At 68.4% G+C, this 4,523-nt stretch carries 4 protein-coding genes; 1 reads left to right on the top strand and 3 read right to left on the bottom strand.

The features are described 5' to 3' along the window. Positions 1-1,115 (bottom strand): MerR family transcriptional regulator (locus MJ783_RS20860; protein ID WP_239312984.1); only part of this gene is annotated, 1,115 nt, incomplete at its 3' end. A gap of 153 nt (positions 1,116-1,268) precedes the next feature. Between MJ783_RS20860 and MJ783_RS20865 the strand changes: the two genes are divergently transcribed. After that, positions 1,269-1,601, top strand: coding sequence for a WhiB family transcriptional regulator (locus MJ783_RS20865; RefSeq protein WP_239312986.1), 333 nt, complete (start codon positions 1,269-1,271; stop codon positions 1,599-1,601). A 236-nt stretch (positions 1,602-1,837) separates the two neighbouring features. On the opposite strand, the gene groL is transcribed toward MJ783_RS20865, so the two are convergent. Continuing rightward, positions 1,838-3,472 (bottom strand): chaperonin GroEL, encoded by a 1,635-nt coding sequence (groL, locus tag MJ783_RS20870; RefSeq protein WP_239312996.1) that lies wholly within the window; start codon positions 3,470-3,472, stop codon positions 1,838-1,840. Positions 3,473-3,914: 442 nt separating this feature from the next. Continuing rightward, positions 3,915-4,223 carry a co-chaperone GroES gene (gene groES / locus MJ783_RS20875; RefSeq protein ID WP_043604033.1) on the bottom strand — a complete coding sequence of 103 codons (309 nt, stop codon included), beginning with the start codon at positions 4,221-4,223 and terminating at the stop codon, positions 3,915-3,917. Positions 4,224-4,523: the final 300 nt, after the last annotated feature.

The following is a 4,523-nucleotide window of genomic DNA, read 5'->3' on the forward strand; positions in this document are numbered from 1 at the left end:
CCCTGGAGCGGGGCTCCGGTGAGAAGGTCGAGGGCTTCGCGCAGGGATCCCGCATGACGGACGCGCCCCGGAAGAGTCGCTCGCTGCCAGCCTGAGCCGCCGACAACGATCGATGTCGGCGGCCGGGTCACCGGTAAGCCAGTCAACACCTGCACATCCGCGGACGTCCGACGCTGCGACCACAGGAAGACAGCTACCGGCCCAACGCGGACGATCGCATTGCGCAACGCGGCGATCGGCACCGCGGCGCCGAGTACGCGAACGCTCGCCCCCCGCTCAGCAAGGCCCGCGGCGAGTGCGGTCAGCGCGAGGCTGTGCTGCTCGGCCGGAGCACACGCAAGCAACACCGGTCGGCTATGACCGTCGACCTCACGATCCGCGGCCCGGCGGAACACCGCCGCCACGCAGTCACTGAGCAGATGTTCGACATCGACGGCGTCGCCACGTTGTTCCCATCGCCTGCCCACGGCGACCAGTACCGGGCACACAAGCTCCTGCCAGGCGGCGACAACCCCATCAGCCGCGACGGCATGGGCCAGAATACGGGTCACCGCCGACGAGTCGAGCGCCATCGCCGCACGAGCAAGTCCACGGGCCGCGACGCCGGCATCCGCCAGCCGCAGCACCCGGCCGCCTGATCCCCGTGCCCCGGCCAGGTCCGCGACCGCCGGTTCGTCGAGGCCACCACAATCATCGTCCGCCGAGGTCACGGCCCCGGCGTGCTCACCGCTACCCGCCTGGCCCGGTTGCCCGTGGCCAGCTCCGCCCGCGGACGGTCCGGGTCCGGCGCCATACGGTCGATCATCAATTCCCGGAGCCGATCGCGGCCAGCGCGATTCCGGTAGATCATCGACGAGTGTGGTCCTGGCGATTCTGGCCGCTTCGGCGGGCGCGATCCCGTCCTGTGTCAGCCGGCACATGAACTCCAAGCGGGCCAGGTCGTGTGGACCGTACCTGCGGCGGGTACCGGAGACATGGTCGGCTGGACCGAGCCCGTATCGACGGTTCCACGTGCGAAGGGTTGCGGGCGCGACGCCCAGCCGCCGGGCAACCGCCGCGACCGTGTACCGCGGGTTGCGCTCCGCCGGCTCCGGGGAGGGGGTCACAGCGCTCATGGTGGCTCTCGGCGACCGTACCCACAACTTGGCGACGAACCGGCTCCGACCGACCACGCGCCGAATGATTCTCTGTGTTGAACAACATATGGCGCGGCACTACGGTGTAGCTGCGGCGCCAGCCGCCCATGGTTGAGAGGGGGGCTCAGACCGATGACCGACGTCCGACGACTTCCAGGCCCCGGTGCCGAGAAGTGGGAATGGCAGCTTCACGGTGCATGCCGTGGAGAGAGCACGGAGCTCTTCTTCCACCCGGAAGGCGAGCGGGGCCCGGCCCGCGCGGCGCGTGAAGCCGCCGCGAAGGCCGTCTGCGCACGGTGTCCCGTGATCCAGGCATGCGCCGAGCACGCGCTGCACGCCCGCGAGCCCTACGGGGTGTGGGGCGGGCTGAGCGAGTCCGAACGAGAAGGCATCCTGACCGGCCGGACGCGCCGCGGCGCGGCGCGGCACAACCCGTCACGCCCCGGCCTGGCTCCGGCCTGTTAGGGCGAGAGTGTGGTGGCGCACCGATGATCTTTGGGGCGACCGGACGCGGGCGTTCTGCCCGGACATACCCGGACGGATCCATCGCATGGATCGGGTCACCCGCGACGTGTGAACACAACGCTCGGTGAAATCGACGGGAAGCGCGAGAAAGCCCGGTAGGACGCCGAACGTCCTACCGGGCTTTGGGGAATCCGCGTCAGGATCCCGATCCTGGCAAGCAGGATGGTCCTGACAGCTCAGAACCCGGCGCCGTGCGAATGGCCGTGGTCATGACCGTGCCCGGCGTCAGCGGCGGGTTTGGCCGGCTTCTCCGTGACCAGGCTTTCGGTCGTGAGCAACAAGGCGGCGATGGACGCGGCGTTGGCAACGGCCGAGCGGGTCACCTTCACCGGGTCGACCACGCCGTCCGCGATCAGGTCGGTGAACTCGCCCCGAGCCGCGTTGAAGCCGCTCCCGACGGGCTGCTCCTTCACCCGCGCGACGATCACCCCGCCTTCCTGACCGGCATTGTTCGCGATCCAGGTCAGCGGGGCACTCAGCGCGTCATGAACGATCTGCACGCCGGCCAGTTCGTCGCCGGTGCGCCCGAGACCGCCGTCGAGTACCGCACCCGCGTGTATAAGCGCCGACCCACCGCCAGCCACGATGCCCTCCTCCACCGCGGCGCGGGTGGCGGACACGGCGTCCTCCAGACGGTGCTTCTTCTCCTTCAGCTCAACCTCGGTGGACGCCCCGACCCTGATCACGGCGACGCCACCGGCGAGCTTGGCCACCCGCTCCTGGAGCTTTTCGCGATCCCAGTCCGAGTCGCTGGCCTCGATCTCCCCGCGGAGCTGACGTACCCGGTCGGCGAGGCTCGTCTCGTCACCAGCGCCGTCGATGATGGTCGTAGTGTCCTTGTCGACGACGATCCGGCGCGCCCGGCCGAGCTCGGCGAGCCCGACCGAATCGATCTTAAGGCCAACCTCGGCAGCGACGACCTGCCCCCCGGTGAGGATGGCGATGTCCTGCAACATCGCCTTACGGCGATCGCCAAAGCCCGGTGCCTTGATCGCCACTACCTGGAAGGTCTTGCGGATCGCGTTGACGACAAGGGTCGACAGCGCTTCCCCCTCGACGTCCTCAGCAATGATCAACAGCGGCTTCCGTGCCTCCACGACCTTCTCCAGCAGCGGAAGGACGTCGCTCAGCGCGCTGATCTTGCCCGGATGCAGCAGCACATAGGCGTCCTCGAGGACGGCCTCCATGCGCTCGGGGTCGGTGACGAAGTACGGGGAGATGTATCCCTTGTCGAACTGCATCCCCTCGGTGAGCTCGAGCTCCAGACCGAGAGCCTGGCTCTCCTCGACGGTGATCACACCGTCCTTGCCGATCCGGTCCATCGCCTCGGCGATGAGCTCGCCGACCTTCGCGTCCTGGGCGGAGATAGCCGCGACGTGCGCGATGACCTCCTTCGAGTCCACCTCCAGGGCCTGCTCCAGCAGGGCGTTGGAGACGGCCACGACCGCGGCCTCGATACCCGCTTTGAGCGACACCGGCGGCGTCCCGGCCACGACCTGGCGCAGACCGCCGCGCACCATCGCCTGAGCGAGCACGGTCGCGGTCGTGGTGCCGTCGCCAGCGACGTCGTTGGTCTTGGTGGCGACCTCCTTGACGAGCTGGGCGCCAAGGTTTTCGTTCGGGTTGTCCAGCTCCACCTCGCGCGCGATCGTCACCCCGTCATTGGTGATCGTCGGCGCGCCATAGGACTTGTCGATGACGACGTTGCGGCCACGCGGGCCGATCGTCACCTTCACAGCGTCCGCGAGAGCGTTCACGCCATGCTCAAGCGCATGGCGAGCGTCCTCGCTGAATGTCAGAATCTTGGGCATACGTGGTCCTCCCGAACCGACTCAGGGCATGTCTGGCCCGTGGGCCTGTCTGATCGATCTTCGATCGCTTCGCCCCCGCCCGAACGCTTCGCGCCCGTGCGGAGCCCTGCCCTCGATGCCCAGAAGAGGTCGCGCCGCACGGGGACCCCGGCTCGTCGTCACCGGCAGGACACCGCTATCGGCTCCTCCGCCACCGTGCGGACCGCCTTCTGAATCATCGCGCATCGACCAATACCCATCAGACAGGCTCTGGGCGTGCCTCCTGGAAATCGCTCGATGGACTCCGGGAGCAGGAACCCACGCGGACGCGGAGCATGCGGGTGGGGTGCTGCGAGCGGGATTCGAGAGGCACGCCCTAACGGCGATCAGGCGTGCTCCGCCGATCCGGACGAATGCCATCCAGAACGGCGAAACACGCCCTTGGATCCTGCTGGCGACAGACCTACTTCTCGATGATCGCCAGCACGTCGCGGGCGGAGAGAACCAAGTACTCCTCGCCGGCGTACTTCACCTCGGTACCGCCGTACTTGCTGTACAGAACGACATCGCCGACCTTGACGTCGAGCGGAACCCGCTTGCCATCCTCGAACCGGCCCGGCCCGACCGCGAGCACAGTGCCCTCCTGCGGCTTCTCCTTGGCCGTATCCGGGATCACAATACCTGACGCGGTGGTCTGCTCGGCATCTGACGGCTGGACGACAATGCGATCTTCAAGTGGCTTGATTGCAACCTTGGTGGCGGTCGTCACGATCGACCTCCCCCTTCCTGCGCTGGATGAGAGAGCGACCCTGGCGGCCTGCCGTCGCGGGTGAACAGGCGCCTGTTGTCGCTGGCACTCTCGTGTGCCGAGTGCCAACTTAGCACCCGCCTCGCCCACGTCAACCAACACAGCCAGAACTGTCAAGCGAGCCCAGGCGCAAGGCGCCGGCCAACCCGCCGGGCCCGGTCGCGGCCACGGGCGGCCGGGCCGGCCACAGCGGGCCGATACCCCTCGTGCCCGCGCCCACAACGACGCCGCGCCAGTCCCGGTGGATCGCGTCAGTCCCGGTGC

Origin of the sequence: Protofrankia sp. Cj3, assembly GCF_917627355.1 — a bacterium.
Classification (GTDB): domain Bacteria; phylum Actinomycetota; class Actinomycetes; order Frankiales; family Frankiaceae; genus Protofrankia.

Bases quoted from the DNA above. Each gene is read 5' to 3' on its own strand.
- MJ783_RS20865 (WP_239312986.1), top strand. From the start codon at position 1,269: ATGACCGACGTCCGACGACTTCCAGGCCCCGGTGCCGAGAAGTGGGAA.
- groL (WP_239312996.1), bottom strand. From the start codon at position 3,472: ATGCCCAAGATTCTGACATTCAGCGAGGACGCTCGCCATGCGCTTGAG.